Source organism: Stenotrophomonas sp. ZAC14D1_NAIMI4_1 (genome assembly GCF_003086775.1).
In the GTDB taxonomy this organism is placed as follows: domain Bacteria; phylum Pseudomonadota; class Gammaproteobacteria; order Xanthomonadales; family Xanthomonadaceae; genus Stenotrophomonas.
In genome coordinates this window covers 3,438,125-3,462,006 of sequence record NZ_CP026001.1, presented here as the reverse complement: position 1 = coordinate 3,462,006, position 23,882 = coordinate 3,438,125, and the positions used below count along the sequence as shown (strand labels likewise).

Annotated in this window: 18 protein-coding genes and 1 riboswitch; of the genes, 9 read left to right on the top strand and 9 right to left on the bottom strand. The window is 68.7% G+C overall.

Going from position 1 to position 23,882, the window contains the following annotated elements; genetic code table 11:
* Window positions 1-182 precede the first annotated feature (182 nt).
* Together C1927_RS15935 and C1927_RS15930 are read left to right on the top strand one after the other, a co-directional pair.
* A complete protein-coding gene (locus tag C1927_RS15935; protein WP_079222827.1) occupies window positions 183-1,202 on the top strand; it encodes a glycosyltransferase family 2 protein in 1,020 nt (339 codons plus the stop codon).
* Window positions 1,162-1,593: a CBS domain-containing protein gene (locus C1927_RS15930; protein ID WP_079222826.1), complete on the top strand. Its 432-nt coding sequence runs from the start codon at window positions 1,162-1,164 to the stop codon at window positions 1,591-1,593. Before C1927_RS15935 ends, C1927_RS15930 begins: the two co-directional genes overlap by 41 nt.
* Window positions 1,594-2,077: 484 nt before the next feature.
* Here the strand turns inward: C1927_RS15930 and C1927_RS15925 are convergent, their stop codons facing one another.
* From C1927_RS15925 to C1927_RS15910, 4 genes are all read right to left on the bottom strand, one after another.
* A complete protein-coding gene (locus tag C1927_RS15925) occupies window positions 2,078-4,057 on the bottom strand; it encodes an AsmA family protein (protein ID WP_108747202.1) in 1,980 nt (659 codons plus the stop codon).
* An 82-nt stretch (window positions 4,058-4,139) separates the two neighbouring features.
* Complete coding sequence (locus C1927_RS15920; protein ID WP_079222824.1) at window positions 4,140-4,778, bottom strand: hemolysin III family protein; 639 nt, start codon at window positions 4,776-4,778, stop codon at window positions 4,140-4,142.
* Between the two features lie 111 nt (window positions 4,779-4,889).
* Window positions 4,890-6,494: a peptide chain release factor 3 gene (locus C1927_RS15915; protein WP_079222823.1), complete on the bottom strand. Its 1,605-nt coding sequence runs from the start codon at window positions 6,492-6,494 to the stop codon at window positions 4,890-4,892.
* Between the two features lie 66 nt (window positions 6,495-6,560).
* Window positions 6,561-7,445 (bottom strand): M23 family metallopeptidase, encoded by an 885-nt coding sequence (locus tag C1927_RS15910; protein ID WP_108747201.1) that lies wholly within the window; start codon window positions 7,443-7,445, stop codon window positions 6,561-6,563.
* 148 nt (window positions 7,446-7,593) lie between these two features.
* Window positions 7,594-7,712: riboswitch (SAM riboswitch) on the top strand.
* Between the two features lie 77 nt (window positions 7,713-7,789).
* Between C1927_RS15910 and C1927_RS15905 the strand changes: the two genes are divergently transcribed.
* The 3 genes from C1927_RS15905 to C1927_RS15895 are packed head-to-tail and all read left to right on the top strand — an operon-like array spanning window position 7,790 to window position 11,117.
* Window positions 7,790-8,821, top strand: a complete 1,032-nt coding sequence (locus tag C1927_RS15905; RefSeq protein WP_079222821.1) for a homoserine O-succinyltransferase — start codon at window positions 7,790-7,792, stop codon at window positions 8,819-8,821.
* A complete protein-coding gene (locus C1927_RS15900) occupies window positions 8,818-10,053 on the top strand; it encodes an O-succinylhomoserine (thiol)-lyase (protein WP_108747200.1) in 1,236 nt (411 codons plus the stop codon). Before C1927_RS15905 ends, C1927_RS15900 begins: the two co-directional genes overlap by 4 nt.
* A complete protein-coding gene (locus C1927_RS15895) occupies window positions 10,050-11,117 on the top strand; it encodes a homoserine dehydrogenase (protein ID WP_108747199.1) in 1,068 nt (355 codons plus the stop codon). Before C1927_RS15900 ends, C1927_RS15895 begins: the two co-directional genes overlap by 4 nt.
* Window positions 11,118-11,196: 79 nt before the next feature.
* Here C1927_RS15895 and C1927_RS15890 read toward each other — a convergent pair whose 3' ends face one another.
* Together C1927_RS15890 and C1927_RS15885 are read right to left on the bottom strand one after the other, a co-directional pair.
* Window positions 11,197-12,192 (bottom strand): alpha/beta hydrolase, encoded by a 996-nt coding sequence (locus C1927_RS15890; protein WP_108747198.1) that lies wholly within the window; start codon window positions 12,190-12,192, stop codon window positions 11,197-11,199.
* Window positions 12,193-12,376: 184 nt separating this feature from the next.
* A complete protein-coding gene (locus tag C1927_RS15885) occupies window positions 12,377-13,759 on the bottom strand; it encodes an L-serine ammonia-lyase (protein WP_010482751.1) in 1,383 nt (460 codons plus the stop codon).
* 99 nt (window positions 13,760-13,858) lie between these two features.
* Here C1927_RS15885 and C1927_RS15880 point away from each other — a divergent pair, with 99 nt between their 5' ends.
* Window positions 13,859-14,101, top strand: coding sequence for a glutaredoxin family protein (locus C1927_RS15880; RefSeq protein WP_079222817.1), 243 nt, complete (start codon window positions 13,859-13,861; stop codon window positions 14,099-14,101).
* A gap of 71 nt (window positions 14,102-14,172) precedes the next feature.
* On the opposite strand, the gene C1927_RS15875 is transcribed toward C1927_RS15880, so the two are convergent.
* The 3 genes from C1927_RS15875 to C1927_RS15865 are packed head-to-tail and all read right to left on the bottom strand — an operon-like array spanning window position 14,173 to window position 15,962.
* Window positions 14,173-14,745, bottom strand: a complete 573-nt coding sequence (locus tag C1927_RS15875) for a YceI family protein (RefSeq protein WP_079222816.1) — start codon at window positions 14,743-14,745, stop codon at window positions 14,173-14,175.
* A 3-nt stretch (window positions 14,746-14,748) separates the two neighbouring features.
* On the bottom strand, window positions 14,749-15,321 hold the full coding sequence (locus C1927_RS15870) for a cytochrome b (RefSeq protein ID WP_079222815.1): 573 nt from the start codon (window positions 15,319-15,321) through the stop codon (window positions 14,749-14,751).
* Window positions 15,318-15,962, bottom strand: coding sequence for a YceI family protein (locus C1927_RS15865; RefSeq protein ID WP_079225342.1), 645 nt, complete (start codon window positions 15,960-15,962; stop codon window positions 15,318-15,320). The genes C1927_RS15870 and C1927_RS15865 overlap by 4 nt, the downstream gene beginning before the upstream one ends.
* A gap of 162 nt (window positions 15,963-16,124) precedes the next feature.
* On the opposite strand from C1927_RS15865, the gene C1927_RS15860 reads away from it, so the two are divergent.
* The 3 genes from C1927_RS15860 to C1927_RS21605 form a co-directional block, all read left to right on the top strand.
* The gene (locus C1927_RS15860; protein WP_108747197.1) at window positions 16,125-19,664 is read left to right on the top strand and encodes an ATP-binding protein; all 3,540 of its coding nucleotides are present in this window, start codon (window positions 16,125-16,127) and stop codon (window positions 19,662-19,664) included.
* Between the two features lie 98 nt (window positions 19,665-19,762).
* A complete protein-coding gene (locus C1927_RS15855) occupies window positions 19,763-23,293 on the top strand; it encodes a hybrid sensor histidine kinase/response regulator (RefSeq protein WP_108747196.1) in 3,531 nt (1,176 codons plus the stop codon).
* 403 nt (window positions 23,294-23,696) lie between these two features.
* Window positions 23,697-23,882 (top strand): hypothetical protein (locus tag C1927_RS21605; protein WP_216821154.1); only part of this gene is annotated, 186 nt, incomplete at its 3' end.

Below are 23,882 nucleotides of genomic sequence, written 5' to 3'. Positions count from 1 at the left end.
AGGACCGTTGGCGCCATGGATGGCGCCATCGAGCCCCCATGGATGGGTTTACGGCGTGTCCTGCACGGCCATGCCCTCCGCCTCCCCACGCATCCGGAAGGCGCTGCAGTTGCTCTAGATTTGGCCGTCAGCTTTTAGCGGGCCGGCGGGCTGCAAGCCCGCCAGCGACGTACAATCCAGGCATGAGCCGCCAACGCCTGACCTTCGTCATCGCCGCCCATAACGAGGAACTGGCGCTGCCCCAGCTGCACCCGCGCCTGTGCGCGGTGCTCGACGCGCTGGACGATGTCGACGGCCACATCCTGTACGTCGATGACGGCAGCACCGACGCCACCTGGGCAGTGATCGAACACCTGGCCCATCCCGATCCGCGCGTCTCGGCATTGCGGCTGTCGCGCAACTTCGGCAAGGAGGCCGCGCTGACCGCCGGCCTGGACCAGGTGCGCGAAGGGGCGGCGATGATCCTCGATGCCGATGGCCAGGATCCGCCGGAACTGGTGCCGACCTTCGTCGCGTACTGGAAGCAAGGCTACGACAACGTCTACGGCACGCGCCGGGTGCGCGACGGCGAAAGCTGGAGCAAGCGGACCACGGCGGCCCTGTTCTACCGCGTGATCGGCCGCCTCTCGCGCACGCCGATTCCCGCCGATACCGGCGACTTCCGCCTGCTTTCGGCGCGCGCGCTGAGCGCGCTGCGCGAGATGCGCGAGCGCCATCGCTTCATGAAAGGCCTCTTCAGCTGGGTGGGCTTCCGCCGCGTGGCCGTGCCCTACCACCGCCATGCGCGGCTGGCCGGCAACAGCAAGTTCAGCCTCTGGAACCTGTGGAACTTCGCCCTGGAAGGCATCACCGGGTTTTCCACCGTCCCGCTGCGGGCAGCAACCTACCTGGGCCTGGCGACCGCCGCAGCGGCGTTCGTGTTTGGCGTGTGGGTGATCGTCAAGGCCGCCCTGTACGGCGACCGTGTGGCGGGCTGGCCGACGATGATGGCGGTGATCCTGTTCCTGGGCGGCGTGCAGCTGATCGCCCTGGGGCTGATCGGGGAGTACCTGGGCCGCCTGTACGAGGAGTCCAAGCAGCGGCCGCTGTACCTGGTTGACGCGTGGCTAGCACCTTCCGTGGCAGACTCGGGCCTGCAACCCACCCTGGGAGGGCAGGCAGATGACGTCGGTACGGCAACTGTTGGACGGCAAGTCCCCTGAAGTGCATGCGGTCGCGCCCGGCGCGGCGGTGATCGATGCGATCCGGCTGATGGCGCAGAAGGGCATTGGTGCGGTGCTGGTGATGGACGGGCCGCGACTGGTCGGGATCCTGTCCGAGCGCGATTACGCGCGCAAGATCGTGCTGCACGATCGTTCCTCGCGTGATACGGCGGTGTCCGAAATCATGACGGCGAAGGTGGTGACGGTGTCGCCGGGCGAGCAGGTGGAGCACTGCCTGCAGCTGGTGACCGACTACCGCATCCGTCACCTGCCGGTGGTGGAGGGCGGATCGGTGCTGGGGGTGATTTCGATCGGCGACCTGGTGAAGGCGGTGATCGACGCGCAGCGGCGGGAGTTGGACCAGCTGCAGCAGTACATCGTGGCGGGGTGAGTTTTTCGCTGGCGGGCTTGCAGCCCGCCGGCCCGCTTGGAGCAACGGCCAGATCTAGAGCAACTGCAGCGCCTTCCTGATGCGTGGGGAGGCGGAGGGCATGGCCGCGCAGGACACGCGGTAAATACGTCCATGTAGCTCGTAGGCGCCATCCTTGGCGCCTACGGTCCTGCACGGCCATGCCCTCCGCCTCCAGACACGTTCCCGCGAGCGCGGTGCATTTCAGTGCCGATCATCCGCTCCTGGTAGGTGCCAACCTTGGTTGGCACAGCTTTTGATTCTGCTTTTTCTTTTGACTTTGAATTCCTGCTCTCGTTCCGCGCGCGCAGGAAACTGTCAGGAGTGGGACGGGTGGGCCAGGCAGGACCGTTGGCGCCATGGATGGCGCCATCGAGCCCCCATGGAAGGGTTTACGGCGTGTCCTGACTGGCCCACCCGTCCCGCTCACACCAGGATCAACAGAGGCGCCGCCGAACAACCGCTTTTACTTCGCGTACTGCCCACCGCAGTTGGCATCCTTGCCCGGCCCCGTTTCGATCGTGGCCAGCAGCGCTGCCGGCGGGGCGATCGTCCCCAGTGCCAGCGCAACCGCACCACGCAGGCCCAGGGCCTTGAAGTCCGGGCGGAACGAGGGATCCTTGAACGTGCCGCCGATGCGCAGCGGTGAACGCAGCACCAGGATGCTCTTGTCCTTCGGCCGCGGCTTCAGCAGCAGGTCCATCTGCTCGTCGCGCAGGCTCACGGTGCCTTCGCCGATGATGATGGTGTCGGTGGTGTCCACCGCCAGTGCGCGGCTGGTCATCAGGCCGTCGCGTACGCCGAAATCGGCGAAGGCGCAGCGCAGGGGAATCTGCCGGTCACCGGTGAACAGGAATTTCAGTGACTCAGTGATGTCCAGGCCAGCCAGTTCCATCACCAGGTTGCCGACGTGGCCGCGGCCCATCGCCACGCCGACATCGCCGCTGCTACTGCCGAGCATGGCGGCGATGGAGTTGCCGCGGCCGGCCAGGTCGATCTGGCCGCTGATGCCACCCTTGGCCTGTTCGGCCAGCTTCGCATCCGGGAACAACTGGCCCAGCTGCACGCCGCGCACGCTGGCCTTCAGGGCCGTGGCAATCTGTGGCTGGCGCGCGTCCATGCGGATGGTGCTGCGGATGTCACCGCCGGCCACGCCGAAGTTGAGCGGATCCAGGCGCAGCACGCCGTCGTCCAGCAGCAGGTGCGCGTCCATATCGTCCAGCGGCAGTGAGGGCGCATTGATGCGGTGGGCCTTCCAGCGCACGTCGGCATCCATCGCGCGCAGCTTGCCCAGGTTGTACGGGGTGTCCGGCAGCACGCGCGGGCTGGCGGCAACCTGGGCAGCCTGCGCCTTCTGTTCGGCGTTGGCGGTCTCGCCGCCGCCGGTCTTCGGCGGGGCACCGACGAAGCCGGCGAGGTCGTCGAAATCGAGCCGGCGCGATTCCAGGGTGGCGGTCAGGCGCGGACGCTCACGGCCCACTTCGAACTGCAGGGTGCCGCCCAGGTCGCTGTCGCCGACCTTGCCGGTGAACCCTTCGTAGCGCCACACGTTGTGGTCGCGCTTGAGCCGGCCATCGAGGGCATACGGCGGCGAAGGCGGTATGGCGATGCCGAGCAGCGGGTAGAGGTCGGCCAGGTCCTGGCCACTGAGCGCGAACTGCAGGTCGAACACCTGCAGCGCGAACGGGTTGGTCAGCGTGCCGGTGGCCACGGCGTGGGTGCCGCCGGCGCGACCGTCCAGATGGATGCGGAACGGATGCTCGCTGTCGGTCAGCTGCAGCGGCGATTCAGTGCCGCCACTGAGGGTGAACGGGTTGCCCTGCCAGCGGCCCTGGCCTTTCACCAGCAGGGGCGGGGCGGCGTCGGCCTGTTTCGGTTCGCCACTGCGCACGCCGATGCGGATGTCGGTGCGGCCCAGCGCGTCGAGGAACTGCAGGCGCCCGTCGTCGATGCGCAGGCCCTTCAGTTGCAGCGAGCTCTTGCCATCGCTGGCGGGCAGGAAATCCCAGTTGCCGGGCTCGCCCTTGCGCGGGGCGGTTTCCAGCAGGACGTCGGGCCGGGTCAGGCGCACTTCGGGCAACTGGATGCTGCCGCGCAGCAGCGGCCAGACCCGGATGTCGATTTCCACGCGATCCGCGTTGGCCATGTTGACCTGCTTGGACCATGTGGCATTGGCAAAGGTGATCGCATCGGCGCGGATGGTGCTGGTACGGCCGAGGTCGACGTCCAGGTGGCCGATGTGCAGGGCGCGCCCGGTACGGGCCTGGACCGCGCGTTCCACCGGGCCCTTGAACCAGTTCCAGTCCCACAGTGCGATGAGGACCAGCAGTGCGGCCAGCAGGAACACCAGCACGGCCAGCCAGCGCTGGCCACGCGGGCCGGGGCGGCGGAGGCGCCAGCGCGACGTGCGCGGCGCAGCAGGGGCAGGGGCAGGGGCAGCATTCACGCTGCCATGGTTGCCCCATCCGGGTGGACGGGGCGCGAAGCGCTCATGTGCATGGCGTGCACATGGGCGCCGAACGGCCGTGCTACAGCACCTGCATGGTCACCGCGACGAAGTGGCAGACGCTGCCGCCGATCACGAACAGGTGCCAGATCGCGTGCGAATAGGGGATCGATTCGCGGTGATAGAAGTAGGTGCCCAGCGTGTAGGACAGGCCGCCGGCGAACAGCCAGGCCAGCGTGCCGCCGTCGATGGAGGCCCACATCGGCTTGATCGCCACGATCACCAGCCAGCCCATCGCAATGTAGATGCCGGTGGAGAGGGCCTTGAAACGGCCGGTATAGAACAGCTTGAACACCACGCCGCCCAGGGCCAGGGCCCAGATGGCGGTAAACAGGCCCCAGCCCCATGGCCCGCGCAGGCCGATCAGGGTGAATGGCGTGTAGGTACCGGCAATCAGCACGTAGATCGCGCAGTGGTCGAAGACCTTCAGGCGGCCCTTTGCCGTAGGGTGCTGGATGGCGTGGTACAGCGTGGAAGCGGTGTACAGCAGCAGCAGGGCGATGCCGAACACGATGGCGCTGGCAAGCTGCCAGCCGTCGCCGTAGATGGCGGCCAGGGTGATCAGTACGGCGCTGGCGGCCAGCGCGAACACGGCGCCAAGCCCGTGGGTCAGGGCGCTGGCGATTTCTTCACGGATGGAAGCAACAGTCGTGGAGGACATGGCAAGGACGGATTTCGCAGGGAGGGGGACCCGCAGCCCCCCTATCATCGCCGCGATGGCGGGCGCTTGCACCCCCGCCACCGTATGGTCGATGAATCGGCGCCCCTTGCGTCAGCCCGCCGGGACGGTATGCGCCGCTTCGCGGGTGGCCGAGAAGCGCACGTCGGGCGCGCGTTCCTGGGCCAGCTGCAGGTTCACCCGGGTCGGGGCCAGGTAGACCAGGTGGCCGGCCGCATCCAGGGCCAGGTTCAGCGCGTTCTTCTCGCGGAACTCTTCCAGCTTCTTCTCGTTGCTGCAGTGGACCCAACGCGCGGTGGTCACGCTGACCTGCTCGAAGGTGGCTTCCACGCCGTACTCGTCCTTCAGGCGGTAGGCGGCCACGTCGAACTGCAGCACACCCACCGCGCCCAGGATCAGGTCGTTGCTGGTGAGCGGGCGGAAGAACTGGGTCGCGCCTTCTTCCGACAGCTGGGCCAGGCCCTTCTGCAGCTGCTTGAGCTTGAGCGGATCGCGCAGGCGCGCGCGGCGGAACAGTTCCGGGGCGAAGTTGGGGATGCCGGTGAAGGTGACCGCTTCGCCCTCGGTGAACGTATCGCCGATGGAGATGGTGCCGTGGTTGTGGATGCCGATGACATCGCCCGGCCAGGCTTCGGCGGCGATCTCGCGGTCGCTGGCCATGAAGGTCAGCGCGTTGGCCAGCTTCATGTCCTTGCCGGTACGCACGTGGAAGGTCTTCATGCCGGCGCTGAAGCGGCCCGAGCAGATGCGCATGAACGCCACGCGGTCGCGGTGCTGCGGATCCATGTTGGCCTGGATCTTGAACACGAAGCCGCTCAGCTTGTTTTCCTCCGGCGCGATGATCCGGCCGGTGGTGGTGCGCGCCTGCGGCGGCGGGGCGTGCTCGACGAAGAAGTCCAGCAGCGGCTGCACGCCGAAGTTGTTCACGCCCGAGCCGAAGAACACCGGGGTCTGCTTGCCGGCACGGTAGGCATCCAGGTCGAACGGGTGGCTGGCGCCCTGCACCAGTTCCAGTTCATCGCGCAGTTCGGCCAGCATCTGTGCACCGATCTTCTCGGCCAGGCCGGGCGCATCGATGGACGGGAAGATGGTCGAATCCTGGCGGGTGAAGTTGCGGCCCGGTTCGTACAGGTGCACCTCGCCGGTCAGCAGGTGCACCACGCCCTTCAGGCGCTGGCCCATGCCGATCGGCCAGGTGACCGGAGCGCACTGGATGCCCAGCACGGTCTCCACTTCATCCAGCAGCTCGATCGGGTCCTTGCCCTCGCGGTCGAGCTTGTTGATGAAGGTCATGATCGGGGTGTCGCGCAGGCGGCAGACTTCCATCAGCTTGATGGTGCGCTCTTCCACGCCCTTGGCCACGTCGATCACCATCAGCGCCGAGTCCACCGCGGTCAGCACGCGGTAGGTGTCCTCGCCGAAGTCGGCGTGGCCGGGGGTGTCGAGCAGGTTGACGATCTTGCCTTCGTACGGGAACTGCATCACCGAGGAGGTGACGGAGATGCCGCGCTCTTTTTCCAGCGCCATCCAGTCGGACGTCGCGTGGCGGGCGGCCTTGCGGCCCTTCACCGAACCGGCCATCTGGATCGCGCCTCCGAACAGCAGCAGCTTTTCGGTCAGCGTGGTCTTGCCGGCGTCAGGGTGGGAAATGATGGCGAAGGTGCGGCGACGCGACGCTTCGTTGGCGACTTCGGACATGGCAGTGGCGCCCGCCCGGGGCGCTTTTCAAAGAGATAAGCGCCCGATTATACCGGCCGGGGCCGGTCAGCGCCCGGTGCCGCCGTCGGCCTCGCCCTGGCGGGCGAACTGCAGCTGGCCCTGCGCGGTGAAAATACGCACCGGCACCGAGCGCAGGCCCATGCCGCGGTTGACCTGGACTACGAAGTGCAGGTGCGGCGCGGTGCTGTAGCCACTGTTGCCGGACAACCCGATCGGCTGCCCGGCCTGCACCGCCTGGCCGGGCCGCACGCGCATGCCGCCCGCCTGCAGGTGGCCGTACAGCGCCATGCTGCCGTCGCTGTGCAGGATGCGGATGAAATTGGCACGGCCGGCATCGCGCTCGCGGTCCTGGCCGTTGGCCTTGAAGCCATCCTGCACCTGCATCACCGTGCCCTCGCGCGCAGCCATCACCAGGGTGGCCTCGGGCAGGGCGAAATCCACCGCGTCGCGGTTCTCTTCGTCCTGGTGGCTGAAGCGTCCGTTCGGGGCCTGGTCCACGCGCAGCCGTGGCGCCTGGAAGGGCAGCCGGTAGGCCACGTCCTCGGCCCGTGCGGCGGGGTTGCCCGGCACCGACTGCAGGCGCACCTCCAGGCTGCGGCCATCGGCCGGGGCCGGCAGGTGGCCGACCACCAGGCTGCCACCGCCCTGTACCAGCGAACGCAGCGGCAGGCCGTCGATGGCGCCGCCGGGTGCCGGCCGCAGCTCGATCTGCACCGGGCCTGCCAACGGGTTGTCGATGCGCGCCTGCCATTGCCCGCCCATCGCCTGCAGCTGCAGCCGGGTGGTCGGCGCGGCCTGGGGGGCATCGTCGCCGGCCGCGGACGCACCTGCCTTCGGCACCAGTCCCCAGCCCTGGCGCCAGTCGCTGGCGTGGCCGGTTGCGCTGGCCAGCAGGCACAGCAGCAGGCAGGACAGGAGCAGGCGGGGCATCGACGGATCCAGCGGAAAGGGCGCTGGGGACTGTAGCGGATCCTGAACGCGGGGGCCGGGCGCAGTTCCCGGAATGGCGGTTCATTTATTCCATCGCTTTATCCGCATGAAGGGATTGACAGGCCCGGAAAGGGCTGGCATCGTGGCTCCACCATCGAGACCGGCAGAGGGACAGGCCCTTTGAAGCCGGGGCAGCCCGCAGGCGCGAAAGCGTCCGCGTAGGTGCCAAATCCTGCGGGGACCGTGGCGTCCACCGAAAGATGGTTCGAACCATGCACCGCACGTGCATCTCGAACGCGAGCCCCGCGAAGGCTCGATGGCCGATTCCCCACACGGATCCCGCCATGAGCTTCGCCCCCAGCACCGCCGCCCGCCCCGAATCCTTTGTCCCCGTCAGCGTGCCGGTCGATGACCGCGTGCACGCCGAGCGCGGCGAGTTCGCTGCCGTGCTGTCGATGCGCCACGCCGGGGCGAGCCCGGTGCGCCTGCGCTACGAGTGGGTGGGGCCGGCCAACGCGCCGGTGGTGGTGCTGGCCGGTGGCATTTCCGCCCACCGCCATGTCGCCTCCAATGCACAGTTCAGCGAGAAGGGCTGGGCCGAAGGCCTGGTCGGCAGCGGCCGTGCGCTGGATCCGCAGCAGCTGCGCGTGCTGGCCTTCGATTTCATCGGTGCCGACGGTGCGCTGGACGTGCCGATCGATACCGCCGACCAGGCCGACGCGCTGGCACTGCTGCTGGATCATCTCGGCATCGGCGTGCTGAAGGCCTTCGTCGGCTACTCCTATGGCGCGCTGGTCGGCCAGCAGTTCGCGATCCGCCACCGCCGCCGCGTGCGCCAGCTGGTCCTGGCCAGCGGTGCGCACCGCCCGCATCCGTATGCCGCCGCCTGGCGCGCCCTGCAGCGCCGCGCTGTTGCGCTGGGCCAGCTGCAGTGTGGCGAGGACCATGGCCTGGCGCTGGCCCGCCAGTTCGCCATGCTCAGCTACCGCACCCCGGAAGAATTCGGCGAGCGCTTCGATGCGGCGCCGGAAGTGGTCAACGGCCGCGTGCGCGTGGCCGCCGAAGACTACCTCGATGCCGCCGGCGCGCAGTACGTCGCGCGCACGCCGGTGACCGCCTACCTGCGCCTGTCCGAATCGATCGACCTGCACCGCGTGGACCCCGCCGCCATCCTGCTGCCCACCGTGGTGGTGGCGGTGGAGGGTGACCGGCTGGTGCCGCTGGCCGACCTGGTCGGCCTGGTCGAAGGGCTGGGCCCGCGCGGCAGCCTGCGCGTGCTGCGCTCGCCCTATGGCCACGACGCCTTCCTCAAAGAAACCGATCGCATCGACGCGATCCTCGCTACCGCCTTCCGCACTTCTGGAGAGTCCGCATGAGCCTGTACGCCAACGAGCCGTCCTGTAGCCGCACCACTGCCGCTGTCCGCGCCGGCATCGACCGCGACACCGCCCACGGTGCGGTCACCCCGCCGATCGTGCTGTCGTCGAACTTCAGTTTCGATGGCTTCGGCAACAAGCGGCAGTACGACTACACGCGCAGCGGCAACCCGACCCGCGACCTGCTGGGCGAAGCACTGGCCGAACTGGAAGGCGGCGCTGGCGGCGTCATCACCGCCACCGGCATGGGCGCGATCAACCTGGTGCTGAACGCACTGCTGCAGCCGGGCGATACCCTGGTGGTGCCGCACGATGCGTACGGTGGCAGCTGGCGCCTGTTCAATGCGTTGGCCAAGAAGGGCCACTTCACCCTGGTCACCGCCGACCTGACCGACCCGCGCGCGCTGGCCCAGGCGCTGGCCAGCCAGCCGAAGCTGGTGCTGGTGGAAACGCCGTCCAACCCGCTGCTGCGCATCACCGACCTGCGCTTCGTCATCGATGCCGCGCACAAGGCCGGTGCGCTTGTCGTGGTGGACAACACCTTCCTGTCGCCGGCCCTGCAGCAGCCGCTGTCGTTCGGTGCCGACGTGGTGCTGCATTCGACCACCAAGTACATCAACGGCCACAGTGACGTGGTCGGCGGCGCGGTGATCGCGCGCGACCCGGCGGTGCACGAGCAGCTGGTGTGGTGGGGCAACGCGCTGGGCCTGACCGGTTCGCCGTTCGATGCCTTCCTGACCCTGCGCGGCCTGCGCACGCTGGATGCACGCCTGCGCGCGCACCAGGAGAACACCGCGTCGATCGTGGCCCTGCTGGATGCGCATCCGGCGGTGGCACGCGTCTACTACCCCGGCCTGGCCAACCATCCCGGCCACGCCATCGCCGCGCGCCAGCAGAGCGGTTTCGGCGCCATGCTGTCCTTCGAACTGGCGGCCTGCGAAGGTGAGGATCCGCATGCAGCGGTGCGCGCCTTTGTCGACGGCCTGCGCTACTTCACCCTGGCCGAATCGCTGGGCGGCGTTGAAAGCCTGGTCGCGCACCCGGCCACCATGACCCATGCGGCGATGACCGCCGAGGCACGTGCCGCCGCCGGCATCAGCGAAGGCCTGCTGCGCCTGTCGGTGGGCATCGAAGCCGAGCGTGACTTGCTGGCCGATCTCGACGCCGCGCTGCAGCGCGCCGAAGCGGTGATCGGCGCTGCAGTACGTCGCAAACAGGTGGTGGATGCATGAGCGCGCTGGCCGCAGACATTCCCGCGCTCGGCGGTGGCCGCCTGGCCCTGCTCGGCACCGGCACGGTAGGCACGGCCTTCGTGCAGCGTTACCAGGCATTGCAGGCACGTGGCCTGGACCTGCCCAGCGTGCAGTGGCTGGCCAACTCGCGCACGGCGCTGGCGATCGACCGTGACCTCGCGCTGCCGCTGGAACTGGCGCGGCGCGCCCCGCGCGATGGGCAGAGCTCGCCGCCGTGGGCCAGCACCGAGGGCCTGGAACGCGGCGACGTGGTGGTGGATGCCACCGCCAGCGAGGACGTGGCCGCACGCCACGTGCAGTGGCTGGCCCGCGGCGTGCACGTGGTGACGGCCAACAAGCTGGGCCGCGGCGCGCAGCTGGCACGCGCACAGGCCATCGCCGAAAGCTGTGCCGACAGCGGTGCGCGCTACGGTGACAGCGCAACGGTGGGTGCCGGCCTGCCGTTGTTGAGCAGCCTGCGCGCGCTGGTGGCCGGCGGTGACCACATCCATGCCATCGAAGGCGTGCTGTCCGGGTCGCTGGCCTGGCTGTTCCATCGCTACGACGGCCGTTCGCCGTTCTCGTTGGCAGTGCGCGAAGCGCTGGATGCCGGTTACACCGAGCCCGATCCGCGCGTGGACCTGTCTGGCGAGGATGTGCGGCGCAAGCTGTTGATCCTGGCCCGCAGCAGCGGGCTGGCGCTGGATGCGGCGCAGGTGCAGGTGGATTCACTGGTGCCGGCGGCGCTGGCGGCATTGCCGCTGGGTGAGGCGCTGGCCGCGCTGGAGCAGTTGGATGCGCCGCTGCAGGCGCGTTGGCAGCAGGCGCACGCTCAGGGCCGCGTGCTGCGCTTCGTCGGCCGTGTCGATGCCGAGGGGGCGCAGGTCGGACTGCGCGAACTGCCGGCCGATCATCCACTGGCGCAGGGTGCGGGCACCGACAACCGCGTGGCCATCCACAGCGACCGCTATCGCCAGCAGCCGCTGCTGATCCAGGGCCCGGGTGCGGGTGCGGAAGTGACCGCCGCAGCACTGTTGGATGATGTGCTGCGGATTGCCGGTTGACCGCCTGCCGCTGCGCTCGCCGGGCATGGCCCGGCGCTACCCTCCATGTCCGCCGGACCTGGCCCGGCGGATCGGTATTTCAACGGGTCTTCAACACCCTCAACAGCGCGGCGTTGAACTGCCTGGGATCCTGCACCTGCGGCGAATGCCCCAGCGCGGCGAATTCGACCAGGGTCGCGTTGGGAATGGCAGCGGCCGCCGCCTTGCCCAGCGCAGGGTAGTCACCCAGCGTAGCCTTCAGTTCCGGTGAGGCGCGGTCGCGGCCGATCGCGGTGCGATCCTTCTGGCCGATGAACAACGCGGTCGGCACCTGCAGGTGCTTCAGCTCGTAGACCACGGGCTGGTTGAACACCATGTCCGAGGTCAGTGCCTGGCTCCAGGCCACCGCCTGCTTGCCGGCCCCTTCGTACATGCCCGACTGCATGCGCGCCCACTGTTCGTAGGCGGGCTTCCATTGGCCGTCGTAGTACACGTCCAGCTGGTAGCGGCGGATGCTGTCATAGCTGGTTTTCAGTTCGCCGGCATACCACTCATCGACGCTGCGCCACGGCACACCCAGTGCCTTCCAGTCTTCCAGGCCGATCGGATTGACCAGCGACAGGCTGCGCAGGTCCTGCGGGTACATCAGCGCGTAGCGGATGGCGAGCATGCCGCCCATCGAATGGCCGACCACGTGCACTGGCTGGTCGCCCAGCTGCAGCTGCTGCAGCAGCGCATGGGTGTTGGCGGCCAGCTGGCCGAACGAATACTGGTAGCGCTCGGGCTTGCTGGCCTTGCAGAAACCGATCTGGTCCGGAGCGATCACCCGGTAACCGGCGGCCACCAACGGCGCGATGGTCTGCTGCCACGTGGCAGCGCAGAAGTTCTTGCCGTGCAGCAGCACCACTACGCCGACCGCCTTCCGTTTCGGGGTGACGTCCAGGTAGGTCATTTCCAGCGGCTGGCCCTGCGATTGCAGGGCGAAGGTCTTCACCGGGTAGCCGTAATCGAAGCCTTCCAGGCGCGGGCCGTAGGTTGGCGCAGCCAGCGCGGAAAGGGGCAGGCAGGCAAGCAGGGCAGCGGCGATCACGCGCATGGGACAGTCCGGGGCAGGGGAGCCCCGAGCCTAACCGGAACACCGTGACGGTGTCGCCCCGTGAGGTAGAGTCGACCGTTGGTCGACTACCCTCGAACAACGCGCGGAATTCCCGCGCTGCGCGCGATAGTCGACTGACAGTCGACTCTACCGAGGGTCCGAACCCAGCCCGCGGCGCTACCCCTCAGCACTCGATGACGTTCACCGCCAGGCCACCACGGCTGGTTTCCTTGTACTTGTCCTGCATGTCGCGGCCGGTATCGCGCATGGTCTTGATGACCTTGTCCAGCGACACCTTGTGCTTGCCGTCGCCACGCATGGCCATGCGCGAGGCATTGATCGCCTTCACCGCACCCATTGCATTGCGCTCGATGCACGGGATCTGCACCAGCCCGCCGATCGGGTCGCAGGTCAGCCCCAGGTTGTGTTCCATGCCGATTTCCGCGGCGTTCTCGATCTGGCTGGGGTTGCCGCCCAACGCTGCGACCAGGCCGCCGGCGGCCATCGAACAGGCCACGCCCACTTCGCCCTGGCAGCCGACTTCGGCGCCGGAAATCGAGGCGTTTTCCTTGTACAGGATGCCGATCGCCGCCGAGGTCAGCAGGAAGTCGAACACGCGCTGTTCGTTCGCGCCCGGGCAGAAGCGGTCGAAGTAGTGCAGCACCGCCGGCAGTACGCCGGCCGCGCCGTTGGTCGGCGCGGTGACCACGCGGCCACCGGCAGCGTTCTCCTCGTTCACCGCCAGTGCGTACAGGTTGACCCAGTCCAGCGTGGTCAGCGGGTCGCGCATCGCCGCTTCGGGCTTGGACGACAGCTCGCGGTACAGCGCCGGTGCACGACGGCCGACCTTCAGGCCGCCCGGCAACACGCCTTCCTCGCGGATGCCGCGCGCCACGCACGACTGCATCGCGCTCCAGATCTCGCGCAGCTGGGCGCGGATCTCGTCCTCGCTGCGCCAGCACTTTTCGTTCTCGAACATCAGCTGGGCGATGCTCAGGCCACTGCGCGCGGTCTGCGCCAGCAGTTCATCGCCGCTCTTGAACGGGTAGGGCAGCGGGGTTTCATCGGGCACGATGCGGTCATCGGCCGCATCGTCCTGGTTGACCACGAAGCCGCCACCGACCGAGTAGTAATCGCGGGTGGCGATCACTTCGTCTTCGGCGTTGTAGGCGGTGAAGCGCATGCCGTTGGTGTGGTACGGCAGCTTCTGGCGCTTGTTCATGCCGAGGTCGCGCTTCTCGTCGAAGGCGATCTCGTGCTGGCCCATCAGCTGGATGCGCTTGCTGCTGCGGATGCGTTCCAGGGTGGCCGGGATGATGTCCGGGTCGATCAGGTTCGGGCGCTGGCCCTCAAGGCCGAGCAGGATGGCCTTGTCGGTACCGTGGCCGCGGCCGGTCAGGGCCAGCGAACCGTAGACGTCGGCGCGGATGCGCGCCACTTCATGCAGCCGGCCCGGATCGAGCAGCCAGCGGTGGATGAAGCGCTCGGCGGCCTTCATCGGCCCGACGGTGTGCGAGGAGCTCGGGCCAATGCCGATCTTGAAAACGTCGAACGTGCTGACAGCCATGGTTGCCGTACTGCGGGTACCGGAAGAGATCGCTATTCTAGCGGTTCATGCCGCCCGCCATGGCTGCGGCGCAGCATTTCCGCCAAGGGGGCCGGACCGGTGTTGACCCTGTTCCAGCGTGATGATTGCCACCTCTGCGACATGGCCCTGGCCGAGCTGGCCAAGGCAAGGGCGCCGGAGTTCGATTCGGTGTTCCTGGACGACCAGCCCGGGCTGGAGGCGCGCTATGGCGCGCGGGTGCCGGTGCTGCGCGACGAGGCCGGCGACCGCGAGCTGGACTGGCCATTCGATGCGGCCGGCGTGCAGGCCTGGCTGGCTGCGGGGTGTGACGCTGCGCGGTAGTGCCGGCCGCTGGCCGGCAACCCCGCGATGCCCGGTGATGCCGGCCAGCGGCCGGCACTACCCGATGAGCTTTATTTCGCGTCGAACTTGACGATCGTGCTGATCGAGGTTTCGTCCGGGATGGTCTTGGTGTCGGCCCAGTCGCCGCCGCCCACGCCGAAGTCCAGGCGCTTGACCGTTGCCTTGCCGGTCAGCACCGGCTGCGTGCCCGGCTTCCAGGTGAAGGTGAGGGTGACCGGCTTGCTGACGCCGCGCAGTTCCAGCGTGCCGTCGGCGGCGTACTGGTCGTTGCCCACGGCGCGGAAACCCTTGGCGGTGTAGTGCGCGGTCGCGAACTTGCCGACATTGAAGAAATCGGCGCCCTGCAGGGTCGAGTCACGGTCGCTGTTGCCGCTCTTGGCGCCGGCCAGCGGGATCACCACGTCCAGCGAACCAGCAGCCGGGTTGGCCGGGTCGAAGCTGAGCTTGGTGGCAAAGCCCGGGAAGCTGCCGGTGAACACTTCGCCGTCGTACTTGGTGGCGAACACCAGGATCGAGCCGGCGCCGGGGGCCTGGGCGTAATCGGCGGCCAGCACCGGGGCGGTGGCCAGCATGCCGGCCAGGGCGGCGGCCACGGCGGCCGGGGTGGTCAGTTTCAGGGTCATGGGTCAGTCCTTCTGGGGGGAGGCGAGCCAGCCGCGCGGCAACATCCGCGACAGGGTGGCATCACGCTGGAACAGGTGGTGGTAGAAGGCAGCACCGGCATGGGCCAGCACCACCGCGATCAACAGCCAGAAACCGTACTCGTGGATGGCATGGGACACCGCGACGGTCTGCGGGTCGGGGCCGCTCAGCTTGGGCACGTCGACCAGGCCGAACCAGCGGAACGGGCGCAGGCCGCTGGCCGAGTCATACAGCCAGCCGGACAGCGGAATGGCGAACATCAGCACGTACAGCAGCACGTGGGTAGCGCTGGCGATGCGTTCCTGCCAGCTGGGCACGCCCGGCACCGGCTTCGGCGCACCGGCATACAGGCGCCAGCCGAGGCGGAACAGCACCAGTGCCAGCACGGTGATGCCGATGGACTTGTGCGCGGTATAGACCCAGAAATACTTCGGCGTCTTGGGCAGTTCACCCATGGTCAGGCCGACGATGCCCAGGGCAAGGATCAGCAGGGCGATCAGCCAGTGCAGGGTCTGGCTGACACTGCCCCAGGCGGCGGGCGTGTTCTTGGCGGTCATCGGGGATCCTTGGGGGCCGTCGTGCTGTCGGAGTGGGAATCAGGGGCGGGAGTTCCCGGCGCATCGCTGCGGTCGAACGCGGCTTCGGCCTCGATCCTCACCTGTACGGCATCGCCGATGACGCCCGGCCACGCGGTGATGCCGAAGGCACGCCGGCTCAATGTGGTGGTGGCGGAAAAGCCGACGGTGCGGCGGAACGGCGGCAGCGGATAGCGCTTGACCGCGTTGAGGGTGACATCGAGCACCACCGGCTGGCTGACCCCGCGCAGGGTCAGGGTGCCGGCGACCTGCGCATGCTTCTCGTCGACCGGCTCGACGTGGGTGGAAACGAAGCGCGCGGTGGGGAAGCGTTCGCCATCGAGCAGGCTGCGGGCGAGGGTGGCCTGGTTCCACTTGGCATCACCCAGGTCCAATCGCGACACGGGGATCTCGACGTCGAGGGTCGCCTCCCGCCAGTTGTCGGGATCGAACCGCAGCTGTCCCGCACTGCCGGAAATCGTGCCCATCGCCTGCGAATAGCCGGCATGGTCGATGGCGAACAACACACGGGTATGCACCGGGTCGATGCGCCAGGCATCGTTGCCGGCCCACGCCGGGGCGGCGGCAAGCAGCAGGGGCAGCAGGGCCAGGCAGGAACGCATCGGCAGGGCTCGGCGGAAAGGTGCCTCGATCATACGCACAGGCCCTGCACTGCGCTGTGTGCACGGCTGCAACAGTTCGTGGTGGCAATGCCGCTGGAAACAGCCTGTTGCAGCGATGACCCCGGCCCTGTGTGACAATCGGCGCAGGACAGGGGGTTCAGGATGAAGAGCGGCTGGCGCCGGTACTGGCGGTGCATCGCGGGGGCAGGTCTGTTGCTGATGGCGTTGGCCACCTCGGCGGCGACCTTCGACATGGCTGGTGAAACACCGCGCCTGCGCCGATTCGGTGCGGCCGAAGGCTTGCCGTCGCGCATGGTCCTTGCCTTGGCCGAAGACCGCAGCGGGCACATCTGGGCCGCCACCGACGGTGGCCTGGCACGCTATGACGGCGGCACCCTGCGGGTCTGGCAGCACGATCCGGAACAGCCCGGCTCGCTGCCCGGCAACGAAATCGAGACGCTGCTGGTCGATCCGCTCGACCGCGTCTGGGTCGGCATCAACGGCAAGGGCGTGGCCCGGCTGGATGCGGACCGCGAGCGCTTCACCTCCTTCGACGCACTCAACAACGAATGCCAGGGCCAGGTCTGGACGCTGGCCTATGCCGAAGAGGCACTGTGGGTCGGCAGCAGCACCCACGGCGTCTGCCGTTTCGGCGAGGACGGCAGCCTGCGTTTCTTCCGGCAGGCACCGGGTGGGCTGCCCAGCGACACCATCTACAGCAGCCTGGTCGACGCGCAGGGCCGCCTGTGGCTGGGCACCGAAGCGGGCCTGGCGCGCTGGAACGGCACGGCATTCGAGGCGGTCGCCGCGCGTGAACTGGGCGCGGTGAGCGTGCTGCGGTTGAGCCGTGATGCCGAAGGCGCGATCTGGATCGGCACGCAGAACGATGGCCTGTACCGGATCGATGCGCAGGACCGGGTGAGCCGGCCGCGCTGGGCCGACAGCGCCCAGCTGCGTTCGGCGATGGTGCTGGCCGATCGCCAGGGGGGCTACTGGGCCGGCACCTCCGACGGCCTGCTGCGCGGTGATGCGAGCCAGCTGCGGCGGCTGGAGGGCGACCGCGGCAGTGGTTTCCTGACCAGCCACAGCGGCGTGCTGGATCTGCTGCAGGATCATGAAGGGGGCATGTGGGTCGCGCTGTTGACCCAGGGCCTGGCCTACCTGCCGCCGGACTGGCGGCGTTTTTCCACGTGGTACCAGCTGGATGGCCGCCCGCTGGACAGCCAGTACCTGTTGAGCGCGGCCAGCGATGGCCGCAACTACTTCGTCGGCTCGGCCCACGGCGTCTACCAGATCAACGCGCAGGGCACGCTGAGCCTGCTGGCCAGCGACCGCGAGCTGGGCAGCGGCGCGGTATGGTCGGTGCTGCCGCGCCCGGATGGCCAGCTGTGGCTGGGCCGGGCCGGACGCCTCAGCGTCTACAACCCGGCCCGGCGCACGCTGCGCGACTGGCCCATCGCCGGTGGCGCCGACCTGCGCCAGCGCATCGACCTGATGCGCCAGGCCCCGGACGGCACGGTCTGGATATCGGTGATGAACATGGGCCTGCAACAGCGTGCGGCCGATGGCCGGGTGCTGCGGACCTTCGAGCTGGCGGCGCTGCGCGGCGAAGGCGATGCGCCGGTGGAGCAGATCCGCTTCGATTCGCGCGGGCAGGCCTGGCTGGTCGGCGCGATGGGAATCTGGCGCGAGCAGGCCGAGCGCTTCGTGGCCGTGCCCGGCGTGTCGCAGGGGCAGATCTACGACCTGGTCTGGATCGACCCGCAGCAGCTGTGGCTGGCCAGGCAGGGCGCATTCGAACGCTACCAGTGGGATGGCCTGGGCCTGCGCCTGATCCAGCGCGTCGACGCGACCTACGGCATGCCGCCGGTCAGCATGGGCGGGCTGGCGCTGGCCCGTGATGGACGCGTGTGGGCCACCACGCCGCGTGGCCTGGTGCGCTGGGATCCGCAGACGCGGCGCGTGCAGCAGTTCAACGAACGCGATGGCCTTCCGGATGCCGAGTTCACCGGTCGGCCGCCGGCCATCGGCGCCGACGGCCGCGTGCTGGCGGTGACCCAGACCGGCCTGGTCGGTTTCGATCCCGACGCGGCCGATGTCGTGCTGCCGCCGTCGCAGCTGGTGATCGCGCAGGTACGCGTGCGCCGCGACGATGCGCGTGGCTGGCAGCCGTTGCCGGCGGACGGCACGCTGCTGCTGGGCCCGGATGATCGCGACCTGCAGATCGACGCGCGCCTGCTGTCCTATGCCAATCCGCAGGGCAACCGCTACCGGTTCCGCGTCGACGGCTACGACCAGAACTGGGTGGAGCAGGGCGGCGATGGCCAGCGCACGCTGTCGCGGTTGCCGCCGGGGCTGTATTCCATCGAAGTGCAGGCTGCCACCGCCAGCGGGCCGTGGACGGCCTCGCAGCGGCTGCAGGTGAAAGTGCTGCCACCGTGGTGGCGCAGTGGCATGGCCATCTTCGGTTACCTGATGCTGGGTTCGCTGTTGCTGCTGGTGACGGTGTGGTCGATCCGCCGGCGCCTGCGGCGGCGCCAGCAGTGGCAGCTGACCGTGCACAAGCAGCAGCTGGCCGAGCAGGCCTCGCAGGCCAAGAGCCGCTTCCTGGCCACGCTGGGCCACGAGGTGCGCACACCGATGACCGGCGTGCTGGGCATGAGCGAGCTGTTGCTGGCCACCGAACTGGACCCGGTGCAGCGCAGCTACGCCGGCTCGATCCAGCAGGCCGGCAGCCATCTGCTGCGGCTGGTGAACGACGCGCTGGACCTGGCCCGCATCGAGGCCGGGCGGCTGGAGCTGGATATCCGTCCGTTCGATCTGAACGGCCTGCTCGACCAGGTGCAGGCGCTGATGCAGCCGATGGCGCAGCAGCGCCAGCTGGCGTTCCGGCGCGAGGACGCGCTGCCCGGGCCGATCTGCGTCAGCGGGGATGAAATGCGGATACGGCAGATCCTGCTGAACCTGCTGGGCAATGCGATCAAGTTCACCGAGCGTGGCTACGTGGGGCTGGGCGCCCACCTGCAGGAGGGGGGCGGCGCGGTCACTTTCGAGGTCAGCGACAGCGGCCCGGGCATCAATGCCGAGCAGCAGCGCCGGCTGTTCCACCGCTTCGAGCAGGCCGACGGGCCGCGCACGGCCTCGCGCTATGGTGGCAGCGGGCTGGGGCTGGCGATCTGCCAGGAACTGGCGGTGGCGATGGGCGGGCACATCGACGTGGACAGCCAGCTGGGCAAGGGCGCGCGTTTCCGCGTGCATGTGCCGCTGCCGTGGACGCGCCAGGCGGCGTCGCCGCAGAGCGAGGTGGCCGCGGTGCCGGTGCTGCCCGCCCTGCGCATCCTGCTGGTGGAGGACGATGTCACCGTGGCCGAGGTCATCGCTGGCCTGCTGCGCGCGCGCGGGCACCAGGTGGTGCATGTGCTGCATGGGCTGGGTGCGCTTTCGGAGATCGCCACCGACGGCTTCGATGTCGGCCTGCTCGACCTGGACCTGCCCGCGCTGGATGGCACCGCCATCGCCCGCCAGCTGCGCGCGATGGGCTACGAGCTGCCCCTGGTGGCGGTGACCGCGCGTTCCGATGCCTATGCGGAAACCCAGGTACTTGCCGCCGGCTTCGATGGTTTCCTGCGCAAGCCGGTGACCGGTGACCTGCTGGTGTCGGCAATCCTCCAGGCCCGGTCGAAACGCCAGATAGACGTCTGATCGGGACAATCGCTGGCGTGAATGCCCTGACTTTCGGTTTACCATGCCGACGCCGCACAACGCGGGGTCCATCAACAGGCAGCGTGAGGAGGCAATCGGTGGCGTATCTGCGGGCAGCGACGCTGCTGCTGATCCTCCTGTGCGTGCTGGCGCCCGTGGCCGCGCAGCCGGTGCCGCCGACCCCGCGGCAGGTGACCGTGTTCGACGGGCTGCCGTCCAACACCGTCAACCGCATGGCCGAAGACCGCTACGGCTACCTGTGGATCGCCACCAATGACGGCCTCGCCCGCTACGACGGGCGCAACTACCGTGTCTGGCGTTCCGAGGACGGGCTGCGCGACAACCGCATCTGGACCGTGCTGGTCGATGCGCAGAACGAGCTGTGGATCGGTACCGAGAATGCGGGCGTGGTGCGGATGTCGGCCGATCGCCGGCAGCTGCGCTTCTACGACCGCAGCAGCCAGCCGTTGATGGCCAGCAACACGGTGTGGAGCCTGGCCTCGACGCCGGACGGCGCCATCTGGTTCGGCACCTACGGCGGTGGCCTGTACCGGCTGGACCGCGGTGACCGCCTGCAGCGCTTCCTGCCCGAAGTGGACAACCCGCGCAGCGTGCCGGCCGCCTCGATCCCCTTCCTGGCGACCCTGCCCGACGGCACCTTGTGGGTGGGCACGAAGCACGGCGTCGCGCGCTGGACCGGTACCGATTTCGAGCGCATCGAGGCCGGTACGCTGCCCAGCCAGCTGGTCAATGGCCTGACCGCCGAACCCGACGGCAGCCTGTGGATCAGCACCGTGGCCGGCGCCACCGTGCGCCGGCCCGACGGCCACTTCGAGGCGCCGCCGTGGCAGTTGCCGGCCGATGACCAGGTGCTGGGCATGATGCTGCGCGATGAGCAGGGCGGGCACTGGCTGGACACCCGCAGTGGCCTGGGCCGCGCGGTGAATGGCCAGTACCAGACCGTGCCGCTGTACAGCGCGGTGGCGCGCGGCCAGGTGCGGCCGAACTGGGCGGGGGCCTATGAAGACCGCGAAGGCGGCATCTGGCTGGCCAGCACCAATGCCGGCCTGTGGCACCTGCTGCCGCGCTGGTGGCAGTTCTCGGTGTTCTCGCGGCTGGAGGACGATCCATCGTCGCTGCGCAATGCCTACGTGCTGGGCACCAGCCCCTCGGCCAATGGCGGGGTGTGGACGGTCGGCAGCCACGGTGCGCTGGATCGTTTCGATCCGCGCAGTGGCGACATCGAACAGCATCGGACCTTCCTCAATGGCATGCATTGGCTGACCTCGGTGCGCGAGGATCGTCGCGGCCAGGTCTGGGTCGGTTCCACCGACGCACTGCTGCGCTACGACCCGCGCAGTGGCGCGCTGCGGCGCTGGGACGGGGAAAGCGGCGCCGATGCCACGATGGAGGGCAACATCGATGCGATGATGACCTGCGACGGCGACAGCCTGTGGCTGATGCTGCCCTCGGGCCTGCAGCAGCGTGACCTGGACGGCCACCTGCGCCGGCAGCTGGAAAACGGGCGTGACGGCCTGCAGGCCGGCCAGCTCAACATGGATGTCGAATGTGGGCCGCAGGACCGGATCTGGCTGGCCAGCAGCCGCGGCCTGCTGCAGTGGCAGCCCGATGCGCAGCGCTTCCAGCCGGTACCCGGGGCGCCGGCCACGCCGGTGTATGCGATCGACGTGGGCGCCGATGGCCAGGTGTGGCTGTCCGAGGACGGGCGCCTGTCGCGCTACCTCTGGCGCAACGGGCGGCTGGAGCGGCAGGCGGTGATCGGCAGCGAGCAGGGCTACCCGGCCATTGCCGCGACCGGCCTGGTGGTCGATGCGCAGGGCGTGGCCTGGGCCACCGGTGCGCGCGGCCTGGTGCGGGTGGGGGACGATGGCCAGAGCGTGCGCCTGTACGGTGTCCACGACGGCCTGCCCAGCCAGGAATTCCGCGACCACACGCTGATCGCCACCGCGAGCGGGCGGCTGGTGGCCGGCACGCCGGCCGGCGTGGTTGCGTTCGATCCCACGCTGGTACGCCCATCTACCCGGCGCGCGCCGCTGGTGATCGAGCGGGTGGAGGTGCGCCGCAACGAACAGGTGCTGGACCTGACCCACGACACGCCGTTGCAGATCGCCGATGGCGACCGCGACCTGCGCATCGTCGCGCGCCTGCTGTCCTTTGCCGATTCGGCGTCCAACAGTTACCGCTACCGGCTGACCGGCTACGACCCGGACTGGGTGGAAGTCGGGCCGGGCGGCGAACGCCTGTTCTCGCGCCTGCCGCCGGGCGCGTACCGGCTGGAAGTGCAGGCCCGTTCGGCCGACCACGTCTGGTCGCGGGTGGAAGCCCTGGAGTTCCACGTGCAGCCGCCGTGGTGGCGCAGTCTGTCCGGGCTGCTGGTGCTGGCATCCATCGCGCTGCTGCTGACCAGCTGGTTTGCCTGGCTGTACCGGCGCCGCCTGCAGCGCAAGCACGCCTACCAGTTGGCCCTGCACAAGCAGGAACTGGCCGAGCAGGCTTCGGCTGCCAAGACCCGGTTCCTGGCCAACCTGGGCCACGAAATCCGCACGCCGATGACCGGCGTACTGGGCATGAGCGAACTGCTGCTGGCCTCGTCGCTCGACCCGCAGCAGCGCGGGTACACGCAGTCGATCCGCCATGCCGGCGAGCACCTGCTGCACCTGGTGAATGATGCACTGGACCTGGCCCGGATCGAATCGGGGCGGCTGGAACTGCAGTCGCGACCGTTCGCGTTGAACGGCCTGCTGCAGGACCTGGCCGCGTTGATGGGCCCGCTGGCCGCACAGAAGGGCCTGCGCTTCGTGCTGGACAACCAGCTGCCGGCGGGCCTGCAGGCCACCGGCGATGCGATCCGGGTACGGCAGATCCTGTTGAACCTGCTGTCCAATGCGGTGAAGTTCACCAGTCGCGGCACCATCACCCTGCACGCGCGCTGCGAGGACGGCTCGCGTGGTCTGCACTTCGAGGTGCACGACACTGGCCCGGGCATCAGCCAGGAACAGCAGCAGCGGCTGTTCCGCCGTTTCGAGCAGGCCGACGGCGCCCGCACTGCAGCGCAGTACGGTGGCAGTGGCCTGGGCCTGGCCATCTGCCGCGAGCTGGCGCAGGCCATGCAGGGCCGTATCCGGGTGGAGAGCCAGCTGGGCAGTGGTACCCGCTTTGAAGTGAGCCTGCCGCTGCCGCTGCAGCAGGATGGCGTGGGCGAGGCGGGTGAGGCGGTGCTGGGTGAGGGCGCAGTGGCGAACATGCCGGCGCTGCGCATCCTGCTGGTGGAAGACGATGCCACCGTGGCCGATGTGGTGGTGGGCCTGCTGTCCGCGCGCGGGCACCAGGTGGTGCATGCGGGCCACGCGCTGGCGGCGCTGCGCGAGATCAGCGCGGGCGACTTCGATGTTGGCCTGCTGGATCTGGACCTGCCGGGCCTGAGTGGTTTCGAGCTGGCCCAGCACCTGCGCAACCAGGGCTACATGCTGCCGCTGCTGGCGGTGACGGCGCGGACCGATGCTGACCTGCAGGAGCAGGTGGAGGCGGCGGGCATAGGCGGGTTCCTGCGCAAGCCGGTGACCGGTGAGCTGCTGGTCGAAGCGATCGCGCGGGTACTTGGGCGGTAGGTTTTTTTGCAGGGCTTGCAGCCCTGCACCTGCAGAATCAACTTCAACTTCAAAAGCCTGCATTCCGTGGGTTGGCGGGGTGGGTCCGGTTGAGGGGGACGCCGTAAACCCATCCATGGGGGCTTGGTCGCGCCATCCATGGCGCTCACACCCCCTCAACCGGACCCACCCCGCCTTCGACAGAGTTCCGCGATCTGTTGGAACGGCGTTCTGCTTTGGTGGGTGCCGACCGTTGGTCGGCACGGGGGCGGATCCAATTTTGAATATCGATATCTGACGGATTTCATCCACGCATGGCGTGGATCTACTGGAACGGCGTTCTGCTTTGGTGGGTGCCGACCGTTGGTCGGCACGGGGGCGGATCCAATATTGAATGTCGATATCTGACGGATTTCATCCACGCATGGCGTGGATCTACTGGAACGGCGTTCTGCTTTGGTGGGTGCCGACCGTTGGTCGGCACGGGGGCGGATCCAATTTTGAATATCGATATCTGACGGATTTCATCCACGCATGGCGTGGATCTACTGGAACGGCGTTCTGCTTTGGTGGGTGCCGACCGTTGGTCGGCACGGGGGCGGATCCAATT

What these genes read in the sequence shown, in the direction of transcription:
- C1927_RS15870 (WP_079222815.1), bottom strand. Translation starts at nt 15,321, where the DNA reads ATGACCGCCAAGAACACGCCCGCCGCCTGGGGCAGTGTCAGCCAGACC.
- C1927_RS15905 (WP_079222821.1), top strand. Translation starts at nt 7,790, where the DNA reads ATGAGCTTCGCCCCCAGCACCGCCGCCCGCCCCGAATCCTTTGTCCCC.
- C1927_RS15935 (WP_079222827.1), top strand. Translation starts at nt 183, where the DNA reads ATGAGCCGCCAACGCCTGACCTTCGTCATCGCCGCCCATAACGAGGAA.
- C1927_RS15920 (WP_079222824.1), bottom strand. Translation starts at nt 4,778, where the DNA reads ATGTCCTCCACGACTGTTGCTTCCATCCGTGAAGAAATCGCCAGCGCC.
- C1927_RS15875 (WP_079222816.1), bottom strand. Translation starts at nt 14,745, where the DNA reads ATGACCCTGAAACTGACCACCCCGGCCGCCGTGGCCGCCGCCCTGGCC.
- C1927_RS15865 (WP_079225342.1), bottom strand. Translation starts at nt 15,962, where the DNA reads ATGCGTTCCTGCCTGGCCCTGCTGCCCCTGCTGCTTGCCGCCGCCCCG.
- C1927_RS15890 (WP_108747198.1), bottom strand. Translation starts at nt 12,192, where the DNA reads ATGCGCGTGATCGCCGCTGCCCTGCTTGCCTGCCTGCCCCTTTCCGCG.
- C1927_RS15885 (WP_010482751.1), bottom strand. Translation starts at nt 13,759, where the DNA reads ATGGCTGTCAGCACGTTCGACGTTTTCAAGATCGGCATTGGCCCGAGC.
- C1927_RS15910 (WP_108747201.1), bottom strand. Translation starts at nt 7,445, where the DNA reads ATGCCCCGCCTGCTCCTGTCCTGCCTGCTGCTGTGCCTGCTGGCCAGC.
- C1927_RS15915 (WP_079222823.1), bottom strand. Translation starts at nt 6,494, where the DNA reads ATGTCCGAAGTCGCCAACGAAGCGTCGCGTCGCCGCACCTTCGCCATC.
- C1927_RS15930 (WP_079222826.1), top strand. Translation starts at nt 1,162, where the DNA reads ATGACGTCGGTACGGCAACTGTTGGACGGCAAGTCCCCTGAAGTGCAT.
- C1927_RS15895 (WP_108747199.1), top strand. Translation starts at nt 10,050, where the DNA reads ATGAGCGCGCTGGCCGCAGACATTCCCGCGCTCGGCGGTGGCCGCCTG.
- C1927_RS15900 (WP_108747200.1), top strand. Translation starts at nt 8,818, where the DNA reads ATGAGCCTGTACGCCAACGAGCCGTCCTGTAGCCGCACCACTGCCGCT.
- C1927_RS15860 (WP_108747197.1), top strand. Translation starts at nt 16,125, where the DNA reads ATGAAGAGCGGCTGGCGCCGGTACTGGCGGTGCATCGCGGGGGCAGGT.